A 24,059-nucleotide genomic window follows, 5' to 3' on the forward strand; every position below is an offset into this window, starting at 1 on the left:
CTTCCTAGTGGCTTTTGCCGTAGAGCGCCTCGGCCGAGATTTCGGGGGCAGTGGTATCGCGCAGCCCCTCTGGCGTGACCTCGTGGTAAAAACAGCTTCGGCGTCCGGTGTGACAGGCGACGCCTTTCTGCTGAACAAGAACCAGCACGGCATCGCGGTCGCAGTCGATACGCGCGGAAACGAGTTGCTGCGTCTGACCCGAACTCTCGCCCTTGCGCCAAAGCGCATTGCGGCTGCGTGAGAAGTAGCAGACCCGCCCTGTCGCAAGCGTTTCAGCCAGAGCCTCGCGATTCATCCAGGCGAGCATCAGGATCTCATGCGGTGCCTCTGCAGACTGGGCAATGGCAGCAATCAGCCCGTCCTTGTCGAATTTGACCGTATCGAGGACGCCTTCCAGCGTCTGCTGGTCGGGGGGGGAGTAGTTCATGGTGTTTCTTCTCTGAACCAGTCGGGTCGTTGGGGGGTGAGGGTCAGTCCCTCATGCAGGATGTCTTTTGACCAGACTTCGCGACGCAGGAGGGCAAGGCCGTGCGTGCCGACGCTGCTGCGCATCTGACCGATCTCGCGATCACCCTCCATCAGCAGTGTACCGGGCGGCGGCAGGGTGTGATCGCTGCGTACGGGTACAAGGCGTTTCTTGACCAGTCCGCGATAATGGGTGCGCGCTGTGAGTTCCTGACCCATATAGCATCCTTTCTGGAAGGAAATGCCGTTGAGCCAGTCGAAATTGGCTTCGATCAACAGGGTCTTTTCAGTCTCGCAATCGCTTGAATCAGTTAGGCCAAAGGTCAGGCGGTGGCTGTGATAGGCGGTGAGGGCCTCGGCATTGCCTGCGCTCTCGGCCGGGGCAATACGGCGAGAACCGGCCGTGTCGAGCCTCGGATCGGGCCGTGCATCGCTGGCAGTTTCACCGTCCCAGAGCGCCTCGACGGCAAGGGTAGTCTGTTCGATCTGGACATCGGCCCGCAAACGGAAGCGCGAAAGCCGCGTGCAGAGAAAGGCCGCGTGATCTGCGGGGACATCGAGGTGAAGAACATCGCCACTATGCCAGATAAAGAAATCCGAGAGGTAACGCCCCTGCGGCGTCAGAAAGCCTGACCAGACCAGTTTTTCAGAATCAGCCAAGGTTACGTCATTCGAGACGAGCCCCTGTAGAAAGCTCACCCTGTCCTGACCGCTTACGGAGAGGACCGAGCGATCCGTGAGCCATGCTCTTGCCATTATGGTTCTCCATTTCGGACAGTATTGATAGGAGATGCGGATTGCAGCGTCATGAAACAAGAGAGAAGATGTGAACGCGACGCATAGGTTATTCGCACGTTAGGTTGTCAACGCAAGTCATTCCCCTCGGAAGGGGAGATCCTGGGAGGCGTGATTCTTGCCTGTTTCCGAGATTATAGATCCGGCTGATCCGGAAGCCGAAACAAGAAGGCGCCGTTTGATCGAGCTCGTCGCTCCCATTCTTGGGGTTGTGCTCGTTATTGTGGTGATCGTCATCGTCACGCTGCACTCCTACCACAAGACACGCAATGGCGTGATCTCGCTTTCCCAGGACCTGCTCAGCGAAGAACAGAAAAACATCACGCAAGAAGTGTCGGATTATCTCGCGCCAGCTCCGGCAACCGCCATCGTGGCACGTGATCTGCTGACCGACCCTGTCACCGATGAACCTCCCAGGGTCTTTCTGGCGTATGGCGCCTCCATGCTACGCAATGTCACCCAGGTTGAAAGCTTTTATCTGGCTGATGATCGCGGGTCCTTCTGGTTTATTGATCGCGCCCCAGAGGCAATCAGCGATGGTATGGAATGGGTGCATCTGCTGCACGACAAGAACGTTTTCAGACACTGGTATTACGACAAGGGCGGCAAGCTCGTTCGCGTCATGGATACGCCGGGAAAGGATTATGACCCGCGTCAGCGCCCCTGGTACAAAGGGGCCTTCGAGCATCCCGATCTGAACTGGTCCGATCCTTATCCGACCGTCGCGACCGAGCAGCTGATTGTTACTGCAGCGAGCGTTCTCCATACATCTGACGGTCATCAGGCAGTTTTTGCGATCAATATTTCCCTGAACCGGCTGACTGATTTCCTTGCGGCCATCAAGATCGGAAAAAGCGGTAAGGCGGTCGTGGTAGACAAGGAAGGCCGCATGATAGCGGGCAATAATCTGCTCGATGTGGCACGCAAGGCCGATTGGCAGTTCGACAAGATGCTGCTCGATCCGCAGACGCAACCTGTCTTCACCAGAGCGCTCTCCCTGTTCCACATCTATGGCGCGGGGGTGCACCTCATCAAGGCGCATGACAAGCAGTATGTCACCATCATGGCCTCGCTGCACAAGATAAGGCCGGGTTGGGTCTTGCTGCTGAATGCGCCCGAAGACGATTTTGCCGCCTTTGCGGCGGCCGCTGGACGGCAAGGACTTCTCTTTTCGCTTGTGATTGTTGTGCTTGCGGCGCTTCTGGCGGGTTTTCTGGTGCGTCAGAATCGCAGGACTGAGCGTCTTCGACGGCAGATCGGCTTTGAGCGTGCGCAGGTGAAAGCGGAGAGCCGGGCTCTCAATGCGATGGCGGGGACACCTCATCTTCTGGATCCGACGCAGGACGCCCCCCTCCTTACCCAGAGACTGGCAGAACTCGCAAAGGCGAGACGTGTAGGGTTCTGGCGCTCCGTCGGTGACGATGAGCGGCTGCTTTGCGAGGATTCCTATGACAGTGCTACCGAAGCGCATAGTGCTGGCATGGAGTTGTCGCATAGCGATCTGAAGAACTTCTTTACGCAATTGATGGCAGGTGAAGTGATCGAGAGCGATCATGCCGCAAGCCAGGAAGGCCTGCGCACGTTCCAGCGCATGGTCATGGCGCAGATCGGCTCAAAATCGGTCTATATCCAGCCTATCCTCGCGCGCGGCCTTGTTATCGGCATGGTCGTGCTTGAAGACGCGATCCGGCCCCACGCAGTGTCGCATATCATCGCTATTGTTGCTGAGGTTGCGGCCATACGGTTTGCGGCCATGCGCGAAGATGAAAGCAGCACAGCAAAGCCGACCCCGCAGCGCCGTGAGGAATCCACGAGCATTAGAGCGCGCTTGAGCGAGGGGTTTATCGCTGCGCCAGAGAGGCGGGATGTCGGTGAGCTTGCCTCTGGTCAATACGCCATGGTGCCTGTCGCAACGGTGCTGTTTCAGGACTCCACGACCGAAAGCGACGTTGCCCTGATTCCGATCGTGCAGGATCTTGTTGAAAAATTTCAGGAGGTGGTCCAGCAGCAAAATCTGTTTTCCGCTCAGGTTCTGGGGAGCCGCCTCGTTCTGATCGGCGGGTGTTCGCAGGAGCCTGATCCAGAGGCCGCGCGTCGTGTGGCCGATGCGCTTCTTGCGTTGCGCGAGCTGGCTCTGATCACTTTGTCCGATGCCGATCTGACGCCGAATTTCCGGATCGGCCTTGATGTCGGCCGTGCCTTCGGGGCAACGCTTGGCAAGGAGCCGGAGGTGTTCAACGTCTGGGGCGAGGCGCCGCAGACGTCCGAGCTTCTGGCCGTCAGCGCACCCGACGCGGGCACTATCCAGGTATCGGAAGCGGCCCATGCGCTGCTGCGCGATTTTTATCTCTTCCGACCGCGCGGCATGTTTTATCTGCCTGCGTTGGGTATCACCAATACTTATGTGCTGGCGGCGCGGCGGTGAGAGAAGAGCTTCCTTTTTATCGGCGCTTTCTGCGCCGTCTGGGCGGGCTGACACGACGACAGCTTCGCTTCACACTCATGCTCGTCGGCGCAAGCTGGGGGGTTGTGCGAGAAGCATCTCGCCCCACCTCATGGCGTCGCACCGTCATTTACGAATTCAAGAGCACGCTGCGTCAGTCGGCAGGAGGCGGGCTTTTCAGCACGCTTTTCACGGCGGCGCTGACGGGGTTCGGCATTGTGGCGCAAGCCATCTACTGGCTCGGCATTGCGGGAATGGCCGATACGACGGATTCTCTCCTTGCGACGGTTCTGGTGCGTGAAATCGCGCCTGTTCTGGTTGGCATCATCCTGCTCGGCCGGAGCGCCATGCTCAGCCTGACGCAGCTTGGGCAGTTGACGATCGGGGGCGAGCTTCGTGCACTTCAGGCTCAGGGCATCGATCCGTTTCTGACGCTGGTGATGCCGCGCGCTCTGGCGACAATGCTCGCCTCGTTCACACTTGGCGTTGTGTTCAGCGTTATCGCGCTTTCAGTGGGTTATGGCGTCTGCCGACTGCACGCCATTATCACGATGCCACTCTGGACGTTTCTTTACGATATTGTCGGCGCCATGAAGCCGATCGATTATCTCGGCATTCCGCTCAAACTGGTTCTCAGCGGATTTCTGCTCAGCCTGACTACCCAGCTGACCGGTCTCGACGCCACGCGCAGCGATACGCTGGCAACGCTGCTGCCGCGTGGCTTTGCCCGCGGCATTATGGTGATCATGATCGTGAATGTCGTACTCGGGGTGGCTGTCGCATGAGCGATGATCTTTCTGCCGTGCTGGAATTGAAAGAAGCCCTGCCGGTTTTTGAAGAAAGCGGCCTGGCGTCTATTCCTTATTCTTTGCGGCTCATGCCCGGCGATTGCTTGTTGATCGCCTGCCGCGATCCGCTGCGGACCACGCGTTTTGCCGATCTGTGTAGCGGATTGACGCCACTCGTGTCGGGTCATGCGCTGTGTCTTGGCCTCGATTGGGAGAAGCTCGCCGAAACGCGCGCCTGGGCGTTGCGTGGCAGGATCGGGCGTGTGATGCAGCAGGGGGCCTGGATCGATCTCTTCGGAACCGATCTGAATATCCTTGTCCAGCAGCTGCATCACACGCGCACGCCGACGCAGGATCTCGTTGATGAAGCGACGGCTCTTGCCCGGCGCTTCGGACTTCCGGGTTTGCCGAGCCTGGCGCCCGGCAGGCTGAGCAAGGCCGATCGGGCAAAGGCTGCCTGCGTCAGGGCCTTTCTGGGAGAGCCGCGTCTGCTTCTGCTGGAAGACCCAGTCGAACAGGAGAATGCCGATATGATGACGGCCTTTCTTGCCGAACTGACGGCGGCACGGGAACGCGGCTGTGGTGTCATCTGGTTCTCGCGGGAGCCGGAACTCTGGCATGGCTACAATGCCATGGGCACGCAGCGTTTCAGATTGCTGGATGAAGGTCTGATGCCAATGAAGCAGGTGGTGTGATGTTTCGCGTACGCTCCAATTCCGAGGCCGATGGCCGTTCACGACCGCTGATGCGTATCCGCTACGCAGATGAATGGGTCGGCATTCTCGTGATGGCGACATTCGGTCTGTTCATTTTCGCGATCATCGAGGCCGGTGTGCTGCGCGACTGGCTGACGCCTTCCGGCAAGCTGCATTTCAACCTGCCGGAAAGTGGTATCGCCGGGCTCGCTGTCGGTAACGATATCGAGCTCATGGGCATTCGTATCGGGTCTATCCGCTCGGTGAAGATCAATCCGCATGGCAACATGTATGCGATTGCCGATATCGATCCGCAGTTCGAGCCCTATATCCGCAAGGACAGTCGCGCGATTATCCGTCATCGCTTCGTTGTGGCCGGCGCGAGCTATATCGAGCTGGAGCGCAGCAAGGGGCCGGCGATGGACTGGGAGTTTGCCGAGCTGGAGGCTACGGTCGAGCCCAACCCTGCCGATATGATCACCAAGACGATTGCCGATATCCGCGCTGGCATGATGCCCAGCCTGCATAATGCCGACAGGATCATGGCTGATCTGGCAACGGTTACGAACGCCATTCGTGCGGGGAAGGGATCGGTTGGCGGGATCATCATGGATGACAAGCTGCTCAACCATGCCGATGACGTTCTCAAGTCGCTGCAGGACTCAATCGAACGTCTGAAGCCCATCGAGGCACAGGTTTCGGGCGTGCTGAAGCAGACCGAAGGCACCATGAGCAATCTGCGCTCGAGCAGCAATGACGTGAAGAAGGCCACGCCGCAGCTCAAGGAGACGATGGCGCATATGAACGAGGCGAGTGCCCAGCTTCCCGCTCTGCTGACCCAGGCCCAGGCAACGGCGAACAGTCTCAAGAAACTGACCGACCAACTGCGCAGCCTGTGGATTCTGGGAGGCAGCTCAGGCAAGGCAACGCCACGCAAATTGCGCGCCGGAGATATCAAGCCATGAGATCCCAGACCCGAAGATACCGGGCTCTTGTAGCGGTCAGCGCTCTTGCTGGTCTGACTGCCTGCGGCGGCGCGGGCGATCATGGTGGGGTACGCACCGATCAGGACTACGCCAATGCCATGGATGTCGGGCGCGAAGCCTTCGACATGACCCGAGCCGAACAGGCCCGGACGCAGTTCCAGACGGCCTATGATCGTGCCCTGCTGCGTGACGATGCCGTGGCGATCGACGATGCGGGCTATAATCTGGGCGTGGCGCAGCTGGGCATGGGCGACCCGCAGGCGGCTCTGGGCACCGTTGCGCAGACACATCGTGCCCTGACTCTGCGCGGGGCGACGGCTGGCGCAGAGCTGGAGCTTGTTGCGATGGCGGCCTATTGTCGCCTTGGTCAGTATCAGGCAGCCCTTGACGCTGGCGGGCGTATTCAGACCAGCGATCCGGCGTTGAGTGAACGGCGCGCCTTCCTTACAGGGCTTGCCGCAGATGGGCTGGGGGATGTGAAAACTCTCGCCAGCGCGCGCGATGCCCTGCCGCATTCTGCCAAACCTCCTTTGCTCGAGCAGGCCGATCGCGCTGAAATCGAGTCCCGTCTGGCGCTGCGTCAGAGAGCCTATGACAAGGCCGAGAACGAGGCATTGAAGGCTGTAACCCTGCGTCGGGATATTCTGGATTATCGCGGTATGGCGCGCGGCCTTGATTGCGCAGCCAATGCGGCGAGAGGGGCAGGTCAGTTGAACAAGGCCGCTTCCTATGCCCAGCGCGCCGCAGAAAGCCGGGCCCAGGCTGAAAAGAAGCCCTAAGGCCGGTCTCTTGCGGCTCTGTTGGGGCATCCCTGTTTATCCGGAAGCGCGCGTCTGAGGCGGCCGGACCCGGTTTCAGGCAATCTTCGTTGGCTGCTTCGTCAGTGTCGGGCGTTTCATGGCCCTGACGGACATGATCGTCAGAAAGGCGCACGCAAAAAGCCCGGCGATAGAGGCGGAGCCAAACCACACAAGCACACCGGAAATCAGGTCAAGCTGGCAGCACAGGAGGGCAGCCAGAACGGGCAGGACGATCCGGCAAAGATGAAGGGGAAGGCGGGGTGCTGGTGCGATGCCCTGCACCCGCAGGAATTTGGGTTGCAGCATCGCATGGGCAAAGAGGGCAACGGCCCAGAAGGATGTGGCGATGATGATGATGATCATAGGGCGACAAGCCTGCGATGGATGAAAAGCGCTGCAAGACCGAAGCAGAAAACCGTCAGATCGACAGATTTATAAACATCGAAACCGTTGAGAAAACCGTTTGCGCTGCGTGTCAGCAGATCGAGCGGGAAAAGCGTCAGGGCGAAGGCCGCAAAAACTGCGCATTGCTCGTTCCAGCCTCGTCTCGGTTTCGCACTGAAGCTGCGCAAGGCAGCATGAATGAGGGTTACAGACCAGACAATAAAGAAGGTCCGGATCTCAAAGGCGCCGCGAGCAGGCAGATCCGACCAGAAAAGACGATTGGCCCAGAGATAGGAAAGACAGGCAAGAGGCAGGCCTGTCGTTACGGCAATGGTCAGCGTCTCGGCCAGACGGAACAGAAAATTTCGTGCCTTTTTGGGGCGGTGTTTCATCAGGAACAGGATCAGGCCGCCCGACATCATGATGCTGCCCACAAGGCCGGAAATGAAATAGAGCCAGCGCATGGGCAAGGATGCCCAACGAATGAAGTGCAGACCGCGCAGCACGCCGCCGATGCGGTGAAGATTATCCGGTATCTGGACGACAGCGATCTGGCTGCCGTCTTTCTCGGAAAAGGTCACGTGATCGCGCGACAGGGCGAAAGACGCGGAATCGGCTTTTGTCATCGATACCGTGCCCCGTTCGAACAGGACCAGACCCACCGTATCCGCTCCAAAAACGGCTTCGGCCTTGTGGAGCATCGGTGCGAGGGGAGCGAGGGCAGGAGTGTTCTGCCCGTTTTCGGGTGCCCGACCGCCCGGAGGATGTGCCGGTCGCTCATGGCCCGGCCTGCCATGATGCCCCATGCCGAACATCGGAAAGAGGCGCGGGGCGTGAATGACGGCGCCGGTATAGGCCATCATTGCCATGAAGGGCAGAAACAGCAGGCCTGCCAGAATATGCGCGTCCATCCAGGCGCGCGTCTTCGAGGCGAAGGGTCGGAACAGCAGGAGATCGGTCAGAATGCTGCGGAAATGGATGATGATCCCTGACACGACGGCCACGAGAAGGCCGATTGCAGCGATTTCGGTGAGCATGTTCCCCCAGAAGGGGCCGTAATAGAGGGAGTGGTGCAGGTCGAAAAAGAGCTGCCCGCCGCCAGTCTCACGCGTGAGAATGGGAAAGCCGTCCGCCGGATTATAGACTGTGCCGATAAAGGCATGGCCGTTGAAATACTGGACGCGCAGCATGGGGTCGCGCGGCGTTGGCAGGGTGATGAAGGCGTTCTCACCTTGGCTGCGCAGGTCCTGCGCCAGTCTGCCGATCCGATTGAGCGCGTCATCGCTCAGGGGGGATGGTTGATAGCGGGAAAGCTCCGGCTGCATCCAATGGGTCAGTTCGGTATCGAACAGAGCCAGTGAGCCTCCGGTGAATACGACAACCAGAATAAGCCCGCCGATGAACCCTACCCATTCGTGAAGCCATCCCATGCGGATGCGAAGCGTGTCGCGCATCAGAAGAGCCATCCGAGACAGGGGGCGAGCAGGGCCAGACTGGGCACGATATTACGCTTTCGGCGGGGCGGGATTGAGAAAATCACGAGCAGCAGGGCGGGCATAAGGGCAAAGGCGCACAGAAACCCGACATTCATGAAAGGCTCTCCGCCCATGCGGCGAAAGAGGGAGAGCACACCGATACCTGCAATATAGACGAACGCGATGCCCAGTATGAGCCGCAGGGTCCAGGCACGGATCAGCTTTCGGTCATGTTTTTTTTTGAGACTCTTTCGCATGTGGTTCCTGTGCAACAGGGCCTGCTTTTCCTGACGAAAGATCGCCGGAAGGGCCAAAGTTTAGTTGCGAGCGTTTCTTAATCGCGTCTATTTGACCGCGTCATTTACCCCTTGTCAATGAGATCGCCCTCTTGAACAGTTCGGCCCTGATTACCGTCAATCCTCTGCGCAAGCGCTCACAGCGCATCGCATTTTCTGCCCTTCTGATGATGTCTGCCGCTCTTGCCTGCGAGGCGCGCGCACAGGATCAGGCGAATGTTCAAGCACAGGCACAACAAAAACAAGGTAAACCCGATCAGAAACAGGCCGCCGCATCATCCGGGGGAAAAGAGTTGTCGTCGGATGAGCAGATCGAGGTGAAGGCACAGCGCCTGAACCGCATGGAAGTGAAGTCTGGCGGTAATCTCGGCGCTTTGGGCAACAAGAAGGGGCTCGATGTGCCCTTCAATGTGCGCAGCTATACCTCCGCCCTGATCCTGAACCAGCAGTCACAGACGCTGGGCGAAGTGCTGATGAACGATCCGACCGTGCGCACGACGCTGGGTTATGGCAATTTCTCGGAACAGTTTGTCATCCGTGGATTCCCCGTCTACGGCGATGATGTCGCGATTGACGGGCTGTATGGCATCACGCCGCGCCAGCTTGTCTCCCCCCAACTTTATGAGCAGGTTCAGGTTCTCAACGGTGCCAGTGCCTTCCTGAACGGCGCGGCACCTGGTGGCACGGCGCAAGGCGGCAACATCAATCTCGAATTCAAGCATGCGGGCGATACGCCTCTGACGCGTGTCACGGGCGACTATACGAGCTCGTCGATGGGCGGCGGTGCCGTCGACGTGGGGCGCCGTTTCGGTCAGGACAAGCAGTTCGGCGTGCGCATCAATGTGGCCGGTCGCAGCGGTGTTACGGCCATTGACCGCGAAAAGCGCCATCAGGTGGCTGTGGGTGGCGGTTTCGACTGGCACGATCGTGCCGACCGCACACGGGTAACCATCGACATGGCCTATGAGAACCAGGGCGTGAATGGCGGCCGCGGCGGTGTGTTCCTGAGCGGCGTCACCTCGGTGCCCAAAGTGCCGGGTGCAGGCACGAATTACGGTCAGCCCTGGACCTATACCGAGCTCAACTACATCTATGGCAAGCTCAAGGTTGAGCATGATTTCAGCAAATACCTGACGGCGTATGCGCAGTTCGGTGGTCTGGGGGGCAACGAAAAGGGTAATTACGGCAGCACCTACGTAACCAACAGCCAGACCGGCGCAGGCTATAACGGGGCGATGTACGTGCCCTATGTGCAGACGAATGAGAGCACACAGGCCGGACTCCGTTCACATTTCAACACTGGCGGCATCAAGCATGAAATCAATGCGGGTGGTTCTGGCCTGTGGGAGGAAAATGCTTCCGCCTATGCCCTCGCGCTGACGAGGCAGACAACCAATATCTATCGTCCGACACTTTATGATGCGTCACAGCCCGAGACTTATATTGGGGGGAATCTCAGTAATCCGCAGAAGAACAACACGACGCGTCTGTGGAGCCTGTTTCTCTCAGATACTGTCTCGGCATTTCATGACCGCGTAGCGCTGACGGCGGGCTTCCGTTATCAGGCCATCAAGACAGTTGCCTATAACTACGGCAAGAGCACGACGTCTTACGATCAGGGCGCGTTCACACCGGTTGTCGGTCTTGTGGTGCATCCCACGCGACAGACCTCAATCTATTTCAACCGTATCGAAGGGCTGGCACCCGGCCCGCAGGCCAGTGGGCAGGTCGTCAATCTTGGCCAGATTTTCCCGCCCTATCAGACGGTTCAATACGAACTCGGGGCAAAATACGATATCGGCCGGTTCTCGACCGCCGTGTCAATTTTCCAGATCGAGCAGCCCAATGCCTATACGTCTGCGATTGCAGGCACCACCACCAGCATCTTTTCGGTCGACGGATTGCAGCGTAACCGGGGTATCGAATTCACGGTCAATGGCGAGATCGTGAAGGGTCTGCGCTTCAATGGTGGCACGTCGATCATTGATGCCAGCCAGCGCCGTACATCGGGTGGACTTTATGACGGCAATCGCTCTATCGGCGTGCCGGGCTATACGATCAACGGCAATCTTGAATATGATCTGCCATTCATTCGTGGCGCGACGCTTACCGGGCGTGTGATCCAGACCGGCCACCAATATGCCGACAATCTCAACAAGCTGCGCGTACCGAACTGGACACGCTTCGATGTCGGGGCACGTTACAGCTTCGTGGTCGAGCACAAGGCCATCACGACCCGTCTTGGTGTCGATAACCTTGCCAATACGCGCTATTGGGAGAGTGCTTTCGGTGGCTATCTGCTTCAGGGCCTGCCGCGCACGTTCAAATTCTCTGTCACGGCCGATTTCTGAGCCACTGAAGACGAGAGGGGTGTTGATGCGCCTCTCGTTTTCATAAAGGTGCTACACGTCTCCTGTTCGTCGAAAAGCCAACCTTCGGGTTGGCTTTTTTTGTTGCCTCGTCTCCCTCCTGTCCGGGCGGGGAGAGGGCAGTGCGCGCCAGAAAAAACGGGTGCCCCGCTGTCATGGACAAAGCGGCTCAGGGGGGAGGTCTTCTGAGGCAGGATAGCAGGAAACTCTGGGGGCACGATTTGACCTGCGCTGGTGGCTCACTGTTCAAATCGCAGCGCTTGCTCTCTCCGCAGACAAGACTGGCAAATAACAGCACCCGTACAGGCCATAAGGCGCGGGACGATCAGGGAGAGTACGATTTCCTTCCGTGATCCGTGCCGATCAGCCGGAGAGAAATCATGAAAAAGGCCAGTCCCTCTCGGAACCGGCCTTTCCTGTCTCTATCGAGCGAAGGCGCTTAGTGCCCTTCGGTCATCGGCTTCATGCCGAGATTGGCCAGAAGCTTGCGGTCGCGGTGCTCTGCCGGGTTGGGGGTGGTCAGCAGCTTGTCACCACAGAAGATCGAATTGGCACCGGCGAGGAACACCAGAGCGTGGGCTTCGTCGCTCATCAGCTCGCGTCCTGCAGCCAGACGTACATGGCTGGCGGGCATGGTGATACGCGCAGCGGCCACGATGCGGGCGAAGGTGATGGGATCGACAGCCTCGGCTTCGGCGAGGGGCGTGCCCTCGACGCGCACGAGCAGGTTGATCGGCACGCTCTCAGGGTGCTGGGGCAGGGAAGCCAGTGTGGCAATCAGGCCAGCGCGGTCGCTCTCATCCTCACCCATACCGACGATGCCGCCACAGCAGACATTGATGCCGGCTTCGCGCACATTCGAGAGCGTGTCGAGACGATCCTGATAGGTGCGGGTTGTGATGATCTTGTCGTAATACTCGGGCGAGGTGTCGAGGTTGTGGTTGTAATAGTCGAGACCGGCCTCTTTCAAACGGCGTGACTGGTCGCCATCGAGCATGCCGAGCGTGACGCAGGTCTCGAGACCAAGCGATTTCACGCCTTCGATCATGGCGCAGACCGTATCGAGGTCACGTTCCTTGGGCGAGCGCCATGCGGCGCCCATGCAGAAGCGCCCGGCACCCGCAGCCTTGGCGGCGCGTGCTTCCGTCAGCACCTTTTCCACGGCCATCAGACGCTCGGCCTTCACGCTCTTTTCGTGCAGGGCACTTTGCGGACAATAGGCGCAGTCTTCAGGGCAGCCGCCCGTCTTGATTGAAAGCAGGGTCGAGATCTGCACGCGCGTCGGGTCGAAATAGGCGCGATGCGCCATCTGGGCGCGAAAGATCAGCTCCGGAAAAGGCAGGTCGATCAGGGCCGCCACTTCGTCGCGTGTCCAGTCATGCCTGATCTCGGGTTTCCAGCTTGCCTGGGTGCGGATTTCGCGGGGAAGGACCGGATCACGGGTCAGCGTATCGAGGGACATGCGGGGCATGGCTCCAAAATATTTGAAAATGAAAAAGCTCCGGCAGCGATGCCACAGCAAGGGGGCGCTTGTCACCCATCTGCGCGAGATGTCTACCCAAAATGGCGCATTCATGTCATCACTGCGTCATGAAACATTGGCGCATCGATCAGATGGATTGGGATGCTTTCGATGCATCCCGCGTGGACCCGGACATCATTCCGGTCATCAAGGCGGCGGCTGTGGTCGAGCGGAACGGGCTCGATTATGCGGTCTATCTCGGCAACGTCTTCGTGGGCGACCCGGATTTCCGTCAGGCAGCGGATAACTGGGCGGTCGAGGAGGTGCAGCACGGCGATGCGCTCGGCAAATGGGCCATGCTCGCTGACCCGAGCTGGGACTACATGAAGGCGTTTGAACGCTATCGCGCCACGTATCATATCGAGCAGGATGTCGATGCCTCGATCCGTGGATCGCGCACGGGCGAACTGATCGCGCGCTGCATGGTCGAGACAGGGACATCGTCTTTCTATACGGCCATGGCCGATGCAACGGATGAGCCGGTTCTCAAGGCAATCTGCAAGCAGATCGCTGCCGATGAATACCGGCATTTCAAGCTCTTCTACGACCACATGCATCGCTATCTGAAGCGTGAGAAGCTGAGCGTATGGCAGCGCACGAAGATCGCGCTTGGTCGTGTGACCGAGAGTGAGGATGACGAGCTGGCGACGGCTTATTACACCACCAATATGTCAGCCAACACGCCCTACGATCACAAGAAATGCATCGCTGCCTATATGGCGCGGGCAATGGGTTGCTATCAGCTCAAGCATATCAACCGCGTGACGAGCATGATCTTCAAGACCATCGGCTTTACGCCGCATTCGAAGGTTCAGGTGCTGGTTGCCAAGGCGATGTATCAGCTGATCCAGTTCAAGGCGAAGCGTTTCAGGCGGTCTCTGGCGACTTCCTAACGAAAGCGTTTTCTGTCCTACGACAAATTAAGCCCTCTCACGGTGCGTTCCTGCTCTAAGATGGATCAGAACCAACACCGTGGAGCGTTATGGCTGTGCTGTCTCATCTTTCACGCCTTACCCTTATGGGGGCGATCATTTCCGGTGGCGTGCTGACGCTTGCAGCAACGCCTGTCATGGCAGACCCATATTCCCTGCCGATCGCCTCATCGGGGCCGGTCGCCCTGCCTCCCGTCGCCGATGGCGGCACAATGGCCGCACGCGGCCTCGCCGCGCAGGTCGGTCTGCCGCAGTTTACCTCGCCAAGCTGGCGCCCCGGTCTGGTGCGCCATATCGTGATGTTCCGCTATAAATCGAGCGCGACGGCCGCCATGCGTGCCGAGGTGACATCGCGTTTTCTGAGGCTCGTGCAGGACTCACGTCGCCCCGATGGCACGCATCCGGTCAAGTCGATCGAAATGGGCGTGCAGAACAGCGGCGAGGGGGTCGATGCCGGGTTGCAGCAGGCCTTTATCGTGACCTTTGCCTCCGAAGGTGATCGCAACTTCTATGTCGGCAAACCCGTGATCATGGACCCGGCCTGGTTCGATCCGGCGCATGAGGCGTTCAAGACATTTGCAGCCCCGGCTCTGGAGCAGGTGGTGGTGTTCGATTTCGATGTTCTGGCCACGGCCAGTCTCGAGCCGAGTGGGCACAAGGGCACGTCGCACAAGGCTGGCAGCCAGACTCGCCGTTGAACAAAAACTGTCATAACGTTGCATAATGTGTCCCGCCTTACGGGAAGGCGGGACCTGAAGCTTATTTGTGGAAAAGGCTGCCTAGTGACCAGAAAAATGAAACGCGCTTCCTCGCTCTGGCTCGGTGCTGTCAGCGTTCTTGCTCTGACCGTGCAGTCTGCTTCGGCCCAGACGACCGCTCCGAAAGCCAAGGCCGATGACGCCAGCGTCAAGCCTTACGATCCGAGCTGGGGCTTCAACATGGCTGGCATGGACAAGGCGGTACGACCGGGCGACAATTTCTTTCAGTATGCCAATGGCACGTATCTGAAGAACATCGTCATTCCGGCAGATCGCGCCTCTTTCGGTCCGTTCATCATTCTTGCCGAGACGGCACGTGAGCGCGTGCAGAAGATCCTCAGCGAGGCGGGCAAGCATCCTGCCGCCGATCCGAAAACAACCGAGGAAAAGCTCGGCGCATTCTATGCGACTTTTCTTGATACGGCTCAGGCAGACAGGCTGGGTGCGACCCCGCTCAAGGCCGATCTCGACACCGTGCGGGGCGTGAAAGACGCTGCGTCGCTGGCACATCTGTTCGGCCAGGCGGCATTTGGCTTCCAGTACGCTCCTTTTTCTCTGATCATCAACGCGGATGACAATAATCCTGGCGAATATGCGCTGCTCCTGCACCAGGGCAAGCTCGGCCTTCCGGATCGCGATTACTACCTCAAGCCCGATTTCGCAGCCAAGAAGAAGGCGTATCAGGCCTATATCGCCAAGACCCTGACCATGATCGACTGGGCGGGTGCCGAGCAGGAAGCCGCAAAGATCGTGGCGCTCGAGACCGAATTCGCGAAGGTCGAGTGGTCGCGCACGGAAATGCGTGACCCCGTAAAGGTCTACAACCCGATGACCGTGGCCGAGCTGGCCAAAAAGGCACCGGGTATCGATTGGGCCGGGTTCCTGACATCAGCCGGTATCCCTGCATCGAACCTCGAAAACCGCCGCATCATTGTGGGTGAGCCGACAGCCCTTGCGGGAATGGCCAAGGTGCTATCGACGGCAGATTACGGGACGATCCGCTCCTGGCTTGCCTTCCATCTTGCCAGCGATGCCTCTTCCTATCTGAGCCAAAGCTTTGTGCAGGCGGACTTCGATTTCTACGATCATGAGCTCGAGGGTTCCCCGCAGCTTCCCGTGCGCTGGAAGCAGGCCGTCAGCCATACGGAAGACGCGATGGGCTGGGCGATCGGCAAGATCTATGTCGAGCGTTATTTCCCGCCCGCAGCCAAGGCGCGCATCACGGGGCTCACGCAGGACGTCAAGGCAGCGTTTGCCAATCGTCTGGCCCATAATGCCTGGATGGCGCCTGCCACCCGAGAGGCAGCAGGCCGCAAGCTGCAGAATTTCGAGATCCAGGTCGGCTACCCCAACAAATGGCGCGACTATGCAGGGCTGACGATCAAGCCGGGTGACCTCTATGGCAACGGCGCGCGCGCCATCGCCTTTGAGTGGCAGTACAACCTTGGCCATCTCGACACGAAGGTCGACCGCAACGAGTGGTTCATGACCCCGCAGACGGTCAATGCGTATAATGACCCCAACCAGGTCGAGATCGTCTTCCCGGCAGCCATTCTGCAGCCGCCCTTCTTTGATCCGAATGGTGATTCTGCGGTCAATTACGGTGCTATCGGCGGGGTGATCGGTCATGAAATGACCCATTCCTTCGACGATGAGGGGCGTCAGTATGACGAGCATGGCCGACTGCACCAGTGGTGGACGCCAGATGACGTCAAGCGTTTCCAGGCGCTCGCCGATCGTTACGGCAAGCAGTATGATGCGTTTGAGGTGCTGCCCGGCGTGCATCTCAATGGCAAGCTGACGATGGGCGAAAACATTGCCGATCTCGGTGGTCTGACGCTTGCACTCGACGCCTACCATGCCTCGCTGCATGGCAAGCCCGCTCCTGTCGTGCATGGTCTGACCGGCGATCAGCGCGTGTTCCTGGGCTGGGCTCAGGTCTGGCGTCAGAAGCTGCGTGAGGATTCCATTCGCAATCGCGCCGTGACAGACCCGCATTCGGCACCGGAAGCCCGCGTCAATCTGCCGATGCATAACATCGATGCGTGGTATGCGGCCTTTGGCGTCAAGCCGGGTGACAAACTCTACCTCGCTCCACAGGATCGCGTTAAAATATGGTGATTTTTTCGCGTTGTTCGTTAAATATCCCTGATGCCGTTTTTCGGTCTGCGTCGCCATGACGCAGCCGCGAACGGCCCGAAAGGTGCAATAAACTCCATGTACGTTCAAGGAACGGCGAGGGAACAGTCTCCGACAGAAGAGACGACCGATCCGTTCACCTTCTTCAGGGCTGGCGCCTCATGAGGCGCCAGCACGATCTCCACGACCTGTTGACGGTCGCGGCCGCTCTGGTGCGGGCCCCTGCCGCCTACATGACTCTCCCCGATCGCGGTCGGCAGAGCGTGGCGGCCAGTTATGGCCCGCTTCCTACACGTCTTTCAGTGCCGCTAAAGGCGCCGCAGCAGCCCCTGGTTCAGGAATTGCTGCCACCGCTGAACGAGCTGGCGCAGGCCCCCTGGCGTTACGTGTTTCAGATACGCGTCCCTGTTCCGCTCGTCCGGGAGCAGGAAGCAGGGACGCTCTGTTTCCTGACACATGGGTTTCTGGACCCTGATGCCATCTCGTTCCGGGAAGGAATGGACGCCCTGAAGCGGCAGATCGCGCTCGTCCTTTCCAGACCGGATGATGACAGCCCCGAGGAAAGCCCAGTCACGGCTCCAGCCCCGAGGGGAGGGCGCTCGCGACGGGGCGAAGCGCCGTCGGCGCTGCCCTCGATTGAGGATCTTCCCGGGATCGGCACGTTCGAGATCAGGTTCGGGAGCAATCTCATTTCACTTTCTGCCGAATTGATGCGCCTGACCGGTGTGCCGACCGGCACGCAATGTCCGATAGAAGTGTTCCAGAACTGCATGCCGGTGCCGGATACCGATCTGCTGCATTTTGCCGAGGGTATCAGCGACGAGATCCAGTTTCCGGAGACGGATTTTGCGATCGAGAACCTGACAGATCAGACCAGAAGCTGGGTAAGGCGCAGGGCAGAGATCGAGGCCGATGAAAGGGGAACACCCTGGCGCCTCATCGGTACGCTCGAGGATATCACGCGAGACAGGGTGGCAACCAACCGGCTTTCGGCAATGGTCATTCTTGGTGATGCCTTGCGCAAGGTGGACACACCCGCAGAAGCCTATCACGCGGCGGCTTCAGCGCTGGCCGATGCGCTCGGTGCCGATCGGGCCGGCTGGGCCCTGTTCGAGGCCAGTGACGAGACCCATTTTCGCATCGTGCAGGACTGGCACAGCGCCGGTTTGCCAAGCGCGGCTGGGACATACGACCGGTCCGATTACAGCGTTGCCCTCAATATGCTCGAGCAGGGGGTGTTGTTCTCGGTGCGCGATGCACATGAGAATGTCTGGCTGCCCTGCCTTGTTCCCGAGCATGGCAACAAAGACCAGATCAGGTCGCAGCTTCTGATGCCGGTTCTGAGTCAGGGGCATCTGACGCATTGTCTCTATATCCAGTGCTGCACGCCGCGCGACTGGACCGATCAGGAGCTTGCCTTTCTGAGGGCCGTCTCTGACCGTGCCCAGGTTGCGGCGGCGTCTCTTGAAGCACGCGCCCACCAGCAGACAATGCATCAGGAGCTTGCCCACCGTCTCAAGAACACGCTGGCTCTGGTTCAGGCTCTGGCTAATCAGAGCCTGCGCGGGGTTGATAATCGCGATGCGGTAAAGGCCTTTGAAAAGCGCCTCGTGGCCCTGGGGTCGGCGCATGACCTGCTGATGCGTCAGGCATGGCGCAGCGGTGATCTTGAAACGCTTGCGCGCGAGGTGCTGGCCCGCATCGCACCAATCGAGCGCTTCCATCTGGCAGGGCCCCCGGTCTCGCTCGGACCCAATACGGCGACCACGCTCGGTCTGATGCTGCATGAGCTTGGGACCAACGCAGCCAAATATGGGGCACTCAGCGCCGAGGCGGGTCGGGTGAGCCTCGTCTGGTCAGTCGTGACCGAAGAGGCGCGTCGAAACCTCTCCCTGCATTGGCGGGAGGAAGGAGGGCCACCTGTCGCCGCCCCTCAATCGAAGGGGTTCGGGTCAAGGCTGCTTCAGGCCGGGTTCGGTCATCAGGGCTCGGCAGCCGTGGCCTATCCCGAAACGGGATGCGATGCGCTCTTTACTCTTCCGCTGCGTCAGGCGCAGAGCAATTGAGGGGGATGAGGGCAGGGGATGAAAAGGTTGATGGCCGGAAGAGGCGCCAAAAGCGTCAAACCCGGACTATCCTCTTGCCATTCCTGCCCTGAAGTGATCGAACACAGGCAATTCGCCTGATATTCGTTTGCTGAAGGATACGCCATGACCACGATCTCTCTGGGCTATCTGCGTAACGCCCTGCACGCTGGCTGTGCGAGCGCGGTCGCACGCGTTCTCGATGCCCATGAGGCCGAGGTCGAGTTTGTCGATGCCGATCCGGGGGAGCTGCCTGGTCTGCTCGATGAAGGCGCGATCGATCTGCTTGTCTCGGCCTGGCTGCCGCGTGATGCAGATCTGGTCCAGCATGGCATGCGCGTTCTGGGCACAATCTATCGACCCTATTATTGCTGGGGCAGCTATGAGGCTGTGTCGTCAGCGGCCGAACTGTCGGGCGACTCTCTGGACGCGCTGTTCGTTGCCCGCTCTGATGCGGAGAAATTGCAGCAGGTTCTGGCCCAGACGCCGAACCTGTCGGGTCTGACGCCAACAATTTGTGAAGACGAGGCCCTTTTCGGCACGGTGCAGGGCGCGCGCGAAGCTGGCAGGAAATTTGTCGTGTTTCTGGCGCAACCCCATGCGCTTTTTCACGACGAGGCATTCCAGCCGGTCAGCGATCCGCGTTTTTCGGAAGAGATGGAAGCGGCGCTGCTTGTGCGTGAATCTGTCGCTGCCTGTGCCGATCAGGACATGCTGGATGAATTGTCCGAGATGACGCTAGGCAACAAGGTGATGAGTGCTCTCGAATATGCCATTCAGGTCGATAATATGGACCCTGAAGAGGCAGCCGAGGCATGGCAGCGCGGGCGTCTGGTGGCGCGATAAGGCATTGCTGCCCTGTTGCCGCCCGTCAGCGGCAATAGGGTCGATGGAGTAGTCTGACGGGTGAGGGAGATGTGGGGCAGGTTTTCTGTCCCATGCCTTGACCTTGTCAGTTTGTATGACCAGGAAAGACCGTCCGGTCGTTTTCATCAGGTAAATACGACCTGAAATCAACAAAATTTCTATAAATTCTCAATCTATACTATAGACGGCGCACCCGGTATTTTTTGCAGGCAGTGCATGTCTTCTTATCCAGAAGCGTCAGATCTTTACGAGAAATTCAGGCATTGCAGCGACGAGGCGTGGTTGCACATCCTTGTCGCCTCGCTCCAGTTGCCCGAGATCGAGGGCGTGAGGATGCCTGCTTTTCCCGACCCGTCTTTTCAGAGTGAAATTCACGGTCATTCGGGCGAGGTGTCGCTTCACGAGGCCTCCATGTTCTTTCGGGAGATCAAGGCTTATTGCCGCTATGTCGGCAGGCCGCTCTCTGCGGAAACGAGAGTGCTCGATTTCGGCTGTGGCTGGGGGCGTATCCTGCGTCTCTTCATGAAGGACATCCGCCCGGAAAATCTTTTCGGAATCGACTCGACATCGCGGTTTCTGATGGAGGCGCGTCGTTGCAACCCGGCGCTGTGTTTTCTTGATACCCGACTGGCGCCGCCGACCCTGATCGGTGCGGGTACCTTCGATCTGATTGTCTCGTTTTCGGTATTCTCCCATCTGGATGAATTCATCGCTGGATTATGGATCAACGAGTTTCACCGTCTTCTGCGTCCCGGCGGGCTTGCGGTCATCACGACACAGAGCAGGCGGTTTATCGCCTTTTGTGCCGAGCAGCGTTTGCGCCGTGCCTCCGGGATAAGGCTTGAGCATGGATGGCATGAGGCCTGTGCCGACAGCTTCACGGATGAAGCGCGTGCCAATGCCCGCTATGATGCCGGGCGCTTCCTGCATGCCTCGTCCGTCAGGCGTCCGCATCCGGGCGCGCATTATGGCGAGGCGATCATCCCGCGCGCGTATATTGTCCAGAAATGGGGGCATCTGTTCAGGGTGATCGAGTTTTTGGACGACCCGGCCCGTCTACCCCAGGTCTTCATTGTGTTGCAGAAGGTCGCGTGATGAAAAACAGAGTTCTCTTGACTGCCGTCTTCGTTTTGGTGTCAGGCATAGGGGTGGCAAGGGCGCAGGCGCAGGCGGGAAACCATGCCTCTGACGAGACAATCGAGGTTACCGCTCAGCCCTTTGTGGTTCTGTCGAAACGCTACCAGCGGCTTGAGCGTGTGTTCAGGCGCTTCGATTCCTATCCTGCTGCTGACAGAAGCGGTCTCACCCTGCATCTCAAGGCGACGATCCAGCCGGGGGATCGTCCCGGCTATGGCTCAGGTCTGATGCTGCGCAATGGCGATGAGATGATCAGGCTGATCCCCGCGCCCGGAAACGAGATCGTCTTCCCACGTGACGCAGGATTATGGGAGGCAAACCCCCCGCTCTACGCGAGGCTGCGTCCGGGAGAGACGGTGAGCGTCGGGTTTTTCTTTACCGTCACGCCTGCAGACCCGACGCGCTTTACTCAGGGCGAGGCGAAGCACTGGCTGAACCAGCTTGACCGATGCATCGAAGATGAGGGCGGTTTTCTGATAGCCCTGCTTTTGCCTGACACGCACAAGCTGACCGTCGAGATTGCCCCGAACAGCCGGTTCGAGGTGGTCGAGAATGGCACGACGCACCCACTGGTCGTCAATCAGGGGGCCACGCCCTATCGCTTTGTTTTCCGGCCGCAGGATTATCCGCGCGATGCGGTTTTTCAGGCAAGCAAGCCCCTGGTCCGCATCGTCCTTGATCTGCCTTTTCCGCTGCATGGGGCCCTTGAGCGAAAGTAACAATTTGACAGCGATGCATGGCCTCCGCCATCACCCACCCGGAATTGCTCAAAGCTTAGGGTGAGAAAGAACTGATGTCAGTGCATGCATTCGTGTTTCCGGGCCAGGGCAGCCAGTCTGTCGGAATGGGGCAGGGGCTTTACGAAGCGTTCCCTGCTGCGCGCGAAGTATTCCAGGAAGTAGATGATGCGCTTGATGAGCATTTGTCGAAGCTCATCTTCACAGGTGATACCAGCGAGCTGACGCGCACCGAAAACGCGCAGCCTGCCTTGATGGCCGTCTCGCTTGCGACGGTGCGTGTGCTCGAAACCGAAGGCGGTTTTGCCCTTTCCGACAAGGCTACGGTTGTGGCTGGTCACTCGCTTGGCGAGTATTCCGCTCTGGCGGCTTCGGGCGCGCTGGGCATTGCCCAGACGGCACGCCTGCTGCGTCTGCGCGGTCTGGCCATGCAGGAGGCCGTTCCCGCAGGTGAGGGCGGCATGGCGGCCCTTCTCGGCGTCGAGACTGATCTGGCCCAGGAAATCTGCCGTGAAGCTGCCCGCTTCGAAAGCGAGGGTGGCGATGTCGTTCATGAGACGCTTGAACTCGCCAATGATAATGGCGGCGGGCAGATTGTAATCTCGGGTCGTCTTGCAGCCGTTGAGCGTGCCATTGTGCTCGCCAAGACCAAGGGCGTGAAACGCGCTGTGCTGCTGCCGGTCTCTGCGCCTTTTCATTCATCGCTGATGCAACCTGCTGCGGAAAGAATGGCAGAGGCTCTGGAGCGCGCCGAGATCAAGGTGCCGGCTATCCCCGTCATCACAAACGTCACGGCGGGCAAGAATACGGACGCAACCCGTATTGCCGATCTGCTGGTGCAGCAGGTGACCGGCTCGGTGCGCTGGCGCGAAAGCGTGCTGGCGATGGCAGCCATGGGTGTGACATCACAGATCGAACTGGGTGCGGGCAAGGTGCTGACAGGCCTGGTGCGTCGCATCGTGCCTGACATGACGGCGCGCAATGCGGGTACCCCGGAAGAAATCGAGGCGCTGCTTCGCGACCTCTGAAAACCTGGAGAAAACGACAATGTTCAATCTGCAAGGCAAGACGGCGCTCGTGACGGGCGCTTCGGGCGGTCTGGGCGCTGCCATCGCACGCGCTCTTCATGCCCAGGGTGCCGAGCTCGTGCTTTCCGGCACGCGTGAACCGGCTCTGGCTGAAGTGGCAGCGAGCCTTGGCGAGCGCGTGCATGTCTGCGCCGCCAATCTCTCAAGCGGTGAAGAAGCCGATGCGCTCGTGGGCAAGGCTGAGGCCCTGCTTGGCAAGCCGCTCGATATTCTCGTCAATAATGCCGGGCTCACGCGCGATGGCCTCATCATTCGCATGAAGGATGAAGACTGGTCGCAGGTCATGACGGTTGATCTGGAATCGCCCTTCCGCCTGTGCCGTGCCGCTCTCAAGGGCATGCTGCGCCGTCGCGGCGGGCGCATCATCAATATCGCCTCGATTGTCGGTGTGACGGGCAATGGCGGTCAGGCCAATTATTCCGCAGCCAAAGCCGGCATGATCGGTATGACCAAGTCGCTGGCTCAGGAAGTCGGCTCGCGCGGCGTAACGGTCAACGTGATCGCACCTGGTTTCGTCGAGACTGCCATGACGGCCGTGCTGCCGGATGCACAGCGTGACAAGCTGCTGGGCTCCATCCCGCTCGGTCGCATGGGCAAGCCCGAGGATATTGCTGCAGCCGTCGTCTATCTCGCCTCTGAAGAGGCAGGTTGGGTGACCGGCATGACCATGAACGTCAATGGCGGGATGGCCATGCCCTGAGGGCAAAAGCGCCTTCGACACGCAAAGCTTGGCGTGGGAGGGTAAACCATGCTAAGCGCCCGCTGCTTCGTCCGAAGCGTGGGCGTCCAGGCCCGCCGGGGTCCGAACTTCGGTCCGCGATTCAGGGTACTGGCAGTATAGGCCGTCTCTGAAGTAAAGACGGGGACCGACTGGGCGACCAGACGGATGGTAAAACAGATTCGAACCGCCCGAATAAGGGCACACAGGAAGCCAGAACAGATGAGCGAAATCGCCGATAAGGTTAAGAAAATCGTTGTTGAGCATCTCGGCGTTGAAGAGAGCAAGGTAACCCCTGACGCTTCCTTCATCGACGATCTCGGCGCCGACAGCCTCGACACGGTCGAGCTGGTCATGGCTTTCGAAGAAGCCTTCAGCGTCGAAATTCCTGAAGATGCAGCCGAGAAGATCGCGACCGTCAAGGACGCCATCGACTACATCGAAAAGCAGAAGGCCGCCTGATCCGGCTGCATCGGGCCATTCGGCCTGATGCATTGATCTTTCTCCGGCTCCCGTTCAGCGGAGCCGGAGCATACGACGAGATTTACAGCCGCTCCCTCATGGCAGCCCGCCGGGAGCTG

22 protein-coding genes are annotated in these 24,059 nt (G+C 59.3%); 16 read left to right on the plus strand and 6 right to left on the minus strand.

All coding sequences use genetic code 11. The features are described from left to right. Positions 1–4 precede the first annotated feature (4 nt). The gene (hisI, locus tag AA105894_RS15695) at positions 5–427 is read right to left on the minus strand and encodes a phosphoribosyl-AMP cyclohydrolase (protein WP_267312554.1); all 423 of its coding nucleotides are present in this window, start codon (positions 425–427) and stop codon (positions 5–7) included. Beyond that, complete coding sequence (gene ygfZ / locus AA105894_RS15700) at positions 424–1,221, minus strand: CAF17-like 4Fe-4S cluster assembly/insertion protein YgfZ (protein WP_267312555.1); 798 nt, start codon at positions 1,219–1,221, stop codon at positions 424–426. Before ygfZ ends, hisI begins: the two co-directional genes overlap by 4 nt. Positions 1,222–1,438: 217 nt before the next feature. Here ygfZ and AA105894_RS15705 point away from each other — a divergent pair, with 217 nt between their 5' ends. From AA105894_RS15705 to AA105894_RS15725, 5 genes are read left to right on the plus strand one after another with little or no spacing between them, the layout of a single operon-like run. Then, the gene (locus AA105894_RS15705) at positions 1,439–3,685 is read left to right on the plus strand and encodes a cache domain-containing protein (RefSeq protein ID WP_267312556.1); all 2,247 of its coding nucleotides are present in this window, start codon (positions 1,439–1,441) and stop codon (positions 3,683–3,685) included. Beyond that, positions 3,682–4,488 carry an MlaE family ABC transporter permease gene (locus tag AA105894_RS15710; protein WP_267312557.1) on the plus strand — a complete coding sequence of 269 codons (807 nt, stop codon included), beginning with the start codon at positions 3,682–3,684 and terminating at the stop codon, positions 4,486–4,488. Before AA105894_RS15705 ends, AA105894_RS15710 begins: the two co-directional genes overlap by 4 nt. Next, positions 4,485–5,186, plus strand: coding sequence for a P-loop NTPase family protein (locus tag AA105894_RS15715; protein WP_267312558.1), 702 nt, complete (start codon positions 4,485–4,487; stop codon positions 5,184–5,186). Before AA105894_RS15710 ends, AA105894_RS15715 begins: the two co-directional genes overlap by 4 nt. Further along, positions 5,186–6,151 carry an MlaD family protein gene (locus tag AA105894_RS15720; RefSeq protein WP_267312559.1) on the plus strand — a complete coding sequence of 322 codons (966 nt, stop codon included), beginning with the start codon at positions 5,186–5,188 and terminating at the stop codon, positions 6,149–6,151. Before AA105894_RS15715 ends, AA105894_RS15720 begins: the two co-directional genes overlap by 1 nt. Continuing rightward, the gene (locus AA105894_RS15725) at positions 6,148–6,951 is read left to right on the plus strand and encodes a hypothetical protein (protein WP_267312560.1); all 804 of its coding nucleotides are present in this window, start codon (positions 6,148–6,150) and stop codon (positions 6,949–6,951) included. Before AA105894_RS15720 ends, AA105894_RS15725 begins: the two co-directional genes overlap by 4 nt. Positions 6,952–7,026: 75 nt before the next feature. Here AA105894_RS15725 and AA105894_RS15730 read toward each other — a convergent pair whose 3' ends face one another. From AA105894_RS15730 to AA105894_RS15740, 3 genes are read right to left on the minus strand one after another with little or no spacing between them, the layout of a single operon-like run. After that, positions 7,027–7,335 carry a hypothetical protein gene (locus AA105894_RS15730; protein ID WP_267312561.1) on the minus strand — a complete coding sequence of 103 codons (309 nt, stop codon included), beginning with the start codon at positions 7,333–7,335 and terminating at the stop codon, positions 7,027–7,029. Further along, positions 7,332–8,810, minus strand: a complete 1,479-nt coding sequence (locus AA105894_RS15735; protein ID WP_267312562.1) for a PepSY-associated TM helix domain-containing protein — start codon at positions 8,808–8,810, stop codon at positions 7,332–7,334. The genes AA105894_RS15730 and AA105894_RS15735 overlap by 4 nt, the downstream gene beginning before the upstream one ends. Next, positions 8,810–9,088, minus strand: coding sequence for a hypothetical protein (locus AA105894_RS15740; RefSeq protein ID WP_267312563.1), 279 nt, complete (start codon positions 9,086–9,088; stop codon positions 8,810–8,812). The genes AA105894_RS15735 and AA105894_RS15740 overlap by 1 nt, the downstream gene beginning before the upstream one ends. Positions 9,089–9,219: 131 nt before the next feature. On the opposite strand from AA105894_RS15740, the gene AA105894_RS15745 reads away from it, so the two are divergent. After that, positions 9,220–11,478, plus strand: coding sequence for a TonB-dependent receptor (locus tag AA105894_RS15745; RefSeq protein WP_373316791.1), 2,259 nt, complete (start codon positions 9,220–9,222; stop codon positions 11,476–11,478). Positions 11,479–11,935: 457 nt separating this feature from the next. On the opposite strand, the gene bioB is transcribed toward AA105894_RS15745, so the two are convergent. Then, a complete protein-coding gene (bioB, locus tag AA105894_RS15750) occupies positions 11,936–12,967 on the minus strand; it encodes a biotin synthase BioB (protein ID WP_229719699.1) in 1,032 nt (343 codons plus the stop codon). 119 nt (positions 12,968–13,086) lie between these two features. Between bioB and AA105894_RS15755 the strand changes: the two genes are divergently transcribed. The 10 genes from AA105894_RS15755 to AA105894_RS15800 all read left to right on the plus strand — a co-directional run bounded on the left by AA105894_RS15755 (position 13,087) and on the right by AA105894_RS15800 (position 23,940). After that, on the plus strand, positions 13,087–13,911 hold the full coding sequence (locus tag AA105894_RS15755; protein ID WP_267312564.1) for a ferritin-like domain-containing protein: 825 nt from the start codon (positions 13,087–13,089) through the stop codon (positions 13,909–13,911). 89 nt (positions 13,912–14,000) lie between these two features. Beyond that, a complete protein-coding gene (locus AA105894_RS15760) occupies positions 14,001–14,648 on the plus strand; it encodes a Dabb family protein (RefSeq protein WP_267312565.1) in 648 nt (215 codons plus the stop codon). 96 nt (positions 14,649–14,744) lie between these two features. Further along, positions 14,745–16,829 (plus strand): M13 family metallopeptidase, encoded by a 2,085-nt coding sequence (locus tag AA105894_RS15765; protein ID WP_267312566.1) that lies wholly within the window; start codon positions 14,745–14,747, stop codon positions 16,827–16,829. A gap of 179 nt (positions 16,830–17,008) precedes the next feature. Beyond that, positions 17,009–18,913, plus strand: a complete 1,905-nt coding sequence (locus AA105894_RS15770) for a sensor histidine kinase (RefSeq protein WP_267312567.1) — start codon at positions 17,009–17,011, stop codon at positions 18,911–18,913. A 144-nt stretch (positions 18,914–19,057) separates the two neighbouring features. Beyond that, complete coding sequence (locus AA105894_RS15775) at positions 19,058–19,777, plus strand: glycine betaine ABC transporter substrate-binding protein (protein WP_267312568.1); 720 nt, start codon at positions 19,058–19,060, stop codon at positions 19,775–19,777. 237 nt (positions 19,778–20,014) lie between these two features. After that, a complete protein-coding gene (locus AA105894_RS15780) occupies positions 20,015–20,893 on the plus strand; it encodes a class I SAM-dependent methyltransferase (RefSeq protein WP_267312569.1) in 879 nt (292 codons plus the stop codon). A gap of 17 nt (positions 20,894–20,910) precedes the next feature. Further along, complete coding sequence (locus AA105894_RS15785; protein ID WP_267312570.1) at positions 20,911–21,654, plus strand: hypothetical protein; 744 nt, start codon at positions 20,911–20,913, stop codon at positions 21,652–21,654. A gap of 74 nt (positions 21,655–21,728) precedes the next feature. Then, positions 21,729–22,700: an ACP S-malonyltransferase gene (fabD, locus tag AA105894_RS15790; protein ID WP_267312571.1), complete on the plus strand. Its 972-nt coding sequence runs from the start codon at positions 21,729–21,731 to the stop codon at positions 22,698–22,700. A 19-nt stretch (positions 22,701–22,719) separates the two neighbouring features. After that, a complete protein-coding gene (gene fabG, locus AA105894_RS15795; RefSeq protein WP_188425894.1) occupies positions 22,720–23,460 on the plus strand; it encodes a 3-oxoacyl-[acyl-carrier-protein] reductase in 741 nt (246 codons plus the stop codon). 240 nt (positions 23,461–23,700) lie between these two features. Further along, positions 23,701–23,940, plus strand: coding sequence for an acyl carrier protein (locus tag AA105894_RS15800; protein WP_023978090.1), 240 nt, complete (start codon positions 23,701–23,703; stop codon positions 23,938–23,940). Positions 23,941–24,059: the final 119 nt, after the last annotated feature.

It is taken from the genome of Asaia spathodeae NBRC 105894 (assembly GCF_025994195.1).
Classification (GTDB): domain Bacteria; phylum Pseudomonadota; class Alphaproteobacteria; order Acetobacterales; family Acetobacteraceae; genus Asaia; species Asaia siamensis.